The 6,419-nt window shown below is 64.8% G+C and carries 5 protein-coding genes; 4 read left to right on the forward strand and 1 reads right to left on the reverse strand.

Annotation, left to right across the window (positions count from 1 at the left end):
• Positions 1-8 precede the first annotated feature (8 nt).
• Positions 9-953, reverse strand: a complete 945-nt coding sequence (locus JMV54_RS03235) for an acyl-CoA thioesterase (RefSeq protein ID WP_201517463.1) — start codon at positions 951-953, stop codon at positions 9-11.
• A gap of 140 nt (positions 954-1,093) precedes the next feature.
• Here JMV54_RS03235 and JMV54_RS10755 point away from each other — a divergent pair, with 140 nt between their 5' ends.
• The 4 genes from JMV54_RS10755 (at position 1,094) to gatB (ending at position 6,146) form a co-directional block, all read left to right on the forward strand.
• Positions 1,094-2,734: a DUF6882 domain-containing protein gene (locus tag JMV54_RS10755; protein WP_201517464.1), complete on the forward strand. Its 1,641-nt coding sequence runs from the start codon at positions 1,094-1,096 to the stop codon at positions 2,732-2,734.
• Between the two features lie 65 nt (positions 2,735-2,799).
• Positions 2,800-3,099 (forward strand): Asp-tRNA(Asn)/Glu-tRNA(Gln) amidotransferase subunit GatC, encoded by a 300-nt coding sequence (gene gatC, locus JMV54_RS03245; protein ID WP_201517465.1) that lies wholly within the window; start codon positions 2,800-2,802, stop codon positions 3,097-3,099.
• Positions 3,100-3,111: 12 nt separating this feature from the next.
• A complete protein-coding gene (gene gatA / locus JMV54_RS03250; protein WP_201517466.1) occupies positions 3,112-4,632 on the forward strand; it encodes an Asp-tRNA(Asn)/Glu-tRNA(Gln) amidotransferase subunit GatA in 1,521 nt (506 codons plus the stop codon).
• A complete protein-coding gene (gene gatB, locus JMV54_RS03255) occupies positions 4,632-6,146 on the forward strand; it encodes an Asp-tRNA(Asn)/Glu-tRNA(Gln) amidotransferase subunit GatB (protein ID WP_201517467.1) in 1,515 nt (504 codons plus the stop codon). Before gatA ends, gatB begins: the two co-directional genes overlap by 1 nt.
• The last annotated feature ends 273 nt before the right edge of the window (positions 6,147-6,419 follow it).

Here is a 6,419-nt window from a genome sequence, read left to right on the forward strand (position 1 = left end):
AGTCGGGCTCAGCGGCGCGGCGTAGGTAGCGGCTTGAGGCGTTTGCGGCGGGCGATGAGATCGAGCGCGTGTGCATCGAGCCGGCGGTCTTCTTCGCTCTTGAGTTCGAGCTGCGGCACCTCGGCGGCTTTACCGTCCCCATCCACGCGCACAAACACCATGGTGCAGCGGGTGGTGAGCCTGAACCGCATATCGCGCGGATCGGTCGAACGTACCCGCAGCGACATGTGCACCGAGTGCGGACCGGTGTGGATGATTCGGCCATCAACCTCCACGACATCACCAATGTGCACCGGTGCCTGAAAATGAATACCGCCGGTGTACACGCACACCGTTTGTTTACCGACAAAGCTCGTAGAAAGTGTCTGCGCGCACTCGGTGAGCCAGCGCATCACAATGCCACCGTGCGCATTCCCGCCCCAGTTCACATCCGTCGGATTCGCCAAAAACCGCAGCGTAAGTGACGGGGTCGTGCCCTCGTCGCTGAATTTTTGGTCGAGGGTGATCTGGTGGATCTCTTTGCGGGCTTCGAGCCGTTCGACGGCATCCGCCGAGAGTCGTTCATCCTCGCTGGTACGGGGTCGCCACTTGGGCACCTCGACGGGCTTGCGGTCGTCATCCATGGCGACAAAAACGAGCAGACATCGCGTGGCCAGCGAGAACTCGCCCGTGCGTGGGCTGGCCGACTCGACGGTAACCAGCACGTGCATACTGGTGCGTCCCGTGTAAATGAGCTGCGCGGTTGCCTCAACGAGTTCGCCGGGGCGGATCGGTCGCGAAAAGTGCACATTGCCGACGTACGCGGTCACGCAATAGTGGCCGCTGTAGCCGGCGGCACAGGCGTAACCGGCCTTGTCGATCCATTCGAGAACGCGCCCCGCCTGAATGCTCAGCCCATCACGGGTCTCGTCGGTGGGAGCGGCAAGAAAACGAAGCGTGATGCGGTCGTGCATGGCGGCGATCTCCTTCGACAACACAGACGGAGTTGTTCTATTCTCTCACCGCCAGTTATCGGTTGATGCCGAGCCTTGAGCCGAGGTTATTCGATACCCTTGCCGAGGTTCGACCACGCCGGATAAGAGGGGAGCGCAACGTGCAGGATGAGTCGCTGATCGACCTGGCTACCGACGCGATCTTCGCGCATGTCCAGGCCGAGCGTGAGCTGGCCGAACGCTTCCCTGACGCAACCTGGACTTTTAACCCCGCGCACGCAGCCGTGACGGTTCACCTCGGCGAGACCTCGCACGATTTTCCGGCACAGTTCATCGCCACTATTGATCAAACCGCGGGGATGTGGACCTGGGCATGGCAGGAAGCCATCGGGGTTTCCGACGCGGTGCTGCAGCTCGCCCGTCGCGTACGCGAGGTTGGCGAACAGCGCGCAATTGCGCCGCTGACCACCCCGCAGGTGCAGCTGCACGAAACCGCCTCGCTGCCGTTGCAACTGGCGGCGCAGAGCCTGAGTGATGCATCCCACTGGCTACGCATTGAGACCGAGCCGGGCAAATTGGCAGTGCTGAGCGTGGCTGCCGGCGAGCTTGAAACGCCCGGCGCAAACGCACTGGTCGACATTGTGATGAGCGGTGTTGCGCTGCAGATCAGCGACCGGCATCGTGCCGCGTTCGAGGCCTACCTCAAACAATTGGGTGCCGCCAGCGAAACGTTCGATGAGAACGGGATGCGCGTCTCAGTTGCCGATGGCACGGTGATCGCCACCTTCGATGCCGAGGGACGCATCCTGTCGATCAATCGTGAACAGGATGCGGTCGACCAGCGCTCGGCGCGCGAGTCGACCGAGCGAATGGTCGCGGAATTTGAACTCGACGACGAATCGCCATTTGGTCCCTCACCATTTGTTTTTGCATCCACGCCTATAAATGCACCGCAGCTGGATGAGCCGGCCGAGAATGATGCCGATGAGCCGGCGTTCACCGCCACCGATATTTTTGGGGTTGTCGATGCGCAGCCTGCGGTTTCGAACCCGACTGCAGCACCGCCAGCACCGCCGGCAGCGCCGCCATCGGCACCCGAGCCGGTCTCGCCCCCATCGGCACCTGCGCCGGTGAGCCAACCCGCAATGCCGGGGCTGCCCGAGCTGCCACCGCTGCCGCAGCATCCGGGTTCAGGGCAGCAGCGTCCGCCGCAAGAACCGCAGCTACCGCAACAGCAGCGTCAGCCGCAACAATTCTTCCAACCGCCCGGGTCGCAATCGCCTAGCCAGCAACCCGCGGGCCCGCGCCCGCAGCCTGGCCAGCAACAGTTTGATCAGCCGCCGCAGCAGTGGTCGCAGCCACGACCGCCAGCGCCATTCCAGGCAGCACCATTCCAGCCGGCGCCTGGGCAACCGGGGCAGCCCGGGGCATTCCAGGCAGCGCCCTCCCAACCCACACCGGGGCAGCAATCGTGGCCTCCGCAGCAGTCGTGGCAGTCACAGCAGCCTCAGCAACAGGTACCCGGTCAACAGGCACCCGGACAACAGGTACCTGGGCCGCAGCAGCGGTTCAACCAGCCGTATCCACCGCAACAGCCGCCGCGACAGGCGCCCTGGCCCCCACAGCGGGCCGGACAGCAGGCCGGGCCACAGCAGCAAGCTCCCTGGCCACAGCAGCAGGCTGGGCAGCAACAGCAGGCTGGGCCACAGCAGCAGCCGGGCCAAGCGCGCCCACAGCAGCATCCGCAGAACCCCTACGGTCCGTTTGGCCAGCAGCCCCCGCCCCCGTATCAGCCGCATTAAGCTCCATCGCGAAGATGGCGAACTAGAATTGACCAGTTCCCATCCGATATCGATTACGGAGCGCAATGTCTGACATCACCGCGGCCGACGTCGAGCACCTGGCCGGCCTAGCGCGAATCAACCTCACCGACGAAGAGGTGGCGCGTATGACCGAGCAGCTCGTCGACCTGCAGCACATCATCGAAAAAGTGCAAGAAGTAGCCACCCCCGAGGTGCCCCCGGCAAGCCACCCGCTGGTGGAATACAACGTCACTCGGCCCGATGAAGTGGGCCAGGTCCTCGACCGCGATGCCGCGCTCGCGGGAGCACCCGACCACGACGAAACCCGTTTCCGGGTCACCGCAATCCTTGGCGAAGAACAGTAGGGGAGTAGGCGCATGACTGAACAACTCACTCGCAGCTCTGCCGCCGAGCTCGCCGCCGCGATTCGCGCCGGCGACACCACCTCGGTTGCGGTCACCCAGGCCCACCTCGACCGCATCGACGCGGTCGACGGCGCGGTGCACGCATTTCTCAAGGTCGATGCCGAGGGCGCGCTCGAACAGGCCGCCGAAGTTGACCGTCGTCTCGCTGCCGGTGAAACGCTTTCACCGCTGGCCGGTGTGCCCGTGGCGGTGAAAGACAATATCGCCACCCGCGGTCTTGAAACCACCGCAGCCAGCCGCATCCTCGAGGGCTGGAAACCACCGTACGATGCCCACGTCGTTGAGCAGCTGCGTGCCGCGGGCACCCCGATCATCGGTAAAACCAATCTCGATGAATTTGCGATGGGCGGTTCGACCGAGTTTTCGGCCTACGGCCCCACCCACAACCCGTGGGACCTCGACCGCACCCCAGGCGGTTCGGGCGGTGGCTCGGCAGCGGCTGTGGCGGCATTTGAGTCGCCGATCGCGCTTGGCACCGACACCGGTGGTTCGATTCGTCAGCCGGCATCCCTGACTGGCACCGTCGGCATGAAACCCACCTACGGCAGCGTGAGCCGTTACGGGGCACTCGCCATGGGGTCGTCGCTCGACCAGATCGGCCCCGCCGCGCGCACCGTGCTCGATGCCGCACTGTTGCACGACATCATCGGTGGTCGCGACCAGCGCGACCAGACCTCACTCAACACCGAGTGGCCGTCATTTGCCGACGCTGCCCGCGCCGGACACGAGCCGGGCGCAGTCAAGGGGCTGCGCGTGGGCGTACCCAAGCAGCTCGCCGATGCCGAAAGCTGCGAGCCGGGCGTGCGCGAGAGCTTCGAAAAAGCACTCGAGACGCTGCGTGAACTTGGCGCCGAAATCAGCTGGATCGACACCGCCACATTCGAATACGCCGTCGCCGCCTACTACCTGCTGATGCCCGCCGAAGTATCGAGCAACCTCGCTCGCTACGACTCGGTGCGGTACGGTCTGCGCGTCGACGACGCCGGCGCCGCCAATGTCGAAGCCGTCATGTCGGCAACCCGCGCGGCCGGGTTCGGAGACGAGGTCAAGCGCCGCATCCTGCTCGGCACCTACGCGCTGTCGGCCGGATACTACGACGCCTATTACGGCTCGGCTCAGAAGGTGCGCACGCTGGTGCAGCGCGAATTTGAGCGTGCGTTCAGCGAGGTCGATGTGCTGGCCGCGCCCACCTCGCCCTCGGTGGCGTTCCGCTTCGGCGAGCGTGTGGAAGACCTCACCGCCATGTACTACGCCGACTTCACCACTATCCCGGCAAACCTCTCGGGCGTGCCAGCCCTGTCGCTGCCCTCGGGGCTTGCTGACGGGCTGCCGGTGGGGCTGCAGCTGATGGCCCCGGCCCGCGAAGATGCCCGACTCTACACTGTGGGCGCTGCGATCGAACGCGCGCTCGACACCGAGCGCGGTAGCACGCTGCTGGCCGCCGCTCCCGAGCTCAAGGAAGGCGCACGATAATGGCTCGTCCCGATCTGATGGACTACGAGGCGGCGCTCGAAAAATACGAGCCGGTTATCGGCCTCGAGGTGCATGTTGAACTCAACACCGACACCAAGATGTTTTCGCCCACGCCCAACCCCGCCAATGGCAAGTACGACGATGCCGAGCCCAACACGCTCGTGGGCCCGGTCGACCTCGGCCTGCCGGGCACGCTGCCGGTGGTAAACCAGCAGGCGGTTGAGCACTCGATTCGCCTGGGGCTCGCCCTCGGCTGCGAAATCGCCGAAGAATCGGGTTTTGCGCGAAAGAACTACTTCTATCCCGACAACCCGAAGAACTACCAGATTTCGCAGTACGACGACCCGATCGCGTTCAATGGTGAGGTCGAGGTTGAGCTCGAGGACGGCACGGTGTTCTCGGTGCCGATCGAGCGTGCCCACATGGAAGAAGACGCCGGTAAGCTCACCCACATCGGTGGCGCAACCGGCCGCATCCAGGGAGCCGATCACTCGCTCGTCGACTACAACCGCGCCGGTGTGCCACTCGTTGAGATCGTGACCAAGCCGGTCTTCGGCGGCGAATCCCGCACCCCCGAACTCGCCGCCGCCTACGTCTCCACCATTCGCGACATCGTGCGTGCGCTGGGTGTTTCAGAAGCGCGCATGGAGCGCGGTAACTTGCGCTGCGACGCCAACGTTTCGCTGCGACCGCGCGGCACCGAAAAGCTCGGCATCCGCACCGAAACAAAAAACGTGAACTCGTTCCGCTCGATCGAACGAGCCGTGCGCTACGAAATTCAGCGCCAGGCCGCCATCCTTGAAGCCGGCGGTACGGTGACGCAAGAAACGCGCCACTGGCACGAAGACACCGGGCGCACCTCGCCGGGTCGGGTGAAGTCGGACGCCGACGACTACCGCTATTTCCCCGAACCCGACCTGATGCCGCTGCGCCCCGACCGCACCTGGGTCGAACAGCTGCGCGCCGAGCTCCCCGAGCAGCCAGTGCTGCGCCGCCGTCGACTCAAGGGCGAATGGGGCTTTGGCGACCAGGAGTTCATGGATATCGTCAATGCCGGCCTGCTCGACGCGGTTGCCGACACCGTCGCCGCTGGTGCCACGGCAGCGGGTGCCAAAAAATGGTGGATGGGTGAGCTCAGCCGCATCGCCAACGAGCGTCAGGTACACCCCACCGAACTCGCGAGCGCCGCGCAGGTTGCCGAAATCGAGGCGCTCATCAGCGAGGGCGTTGTGAACGACAAGCTCGCCCGCCAGGTGCTCGAGGGTGTGCTTGCCGGTGAGGGTTCGCCGCGTGAGGTGGTCGACAGCCGTGGCCTCGCCGTGGTGTCAGACGACGGCGCACTGGTTGCCGCAGTGGATGAAGCGCTCGCGGCCCAGCCCGATGTGCTGCAAAAGATCCGCGACGGTAAGGTGCAGGCCGCCGGTGCGATCATCGGTGCGGTGATGAAGGCCATGCAGGGCAAGGCCGATGCCGGCCGCGTGCGCGAAATCATTCTCGAACGCGCCGCACAATAGCCCCGCCAACTGTGGCACATGTCGTGTGGGCCGGTGCTGCTCGGGCACCGGCCCACGCTGTTTTTGGTGCGAACCGGTGCTGCTAGATGTTGTGGGCCATGACGTTGTGGCCACCGGAGTGTGGGTAGAAGGAACGGGCCTCTGACCGGCACGATGGGTGGTGTCGAAAACATCCGTCGTCCGAAAGGAGACCCGTTCCATGACCCACCGTAACGCCCCACTGACCGTTGAGGGAAGACAACGAGCCGTAGACCAGGTCCTCAAACACAACCG

The organism is Gulosibacter hominis, from assembly GCF_904842695.1.
Lineage (GTDB): Bacteria > Actinomycetota > Actinomycetes > Actinomycetales > Microbacteriaceae > Gulosibacter > Gulosibacter hominis.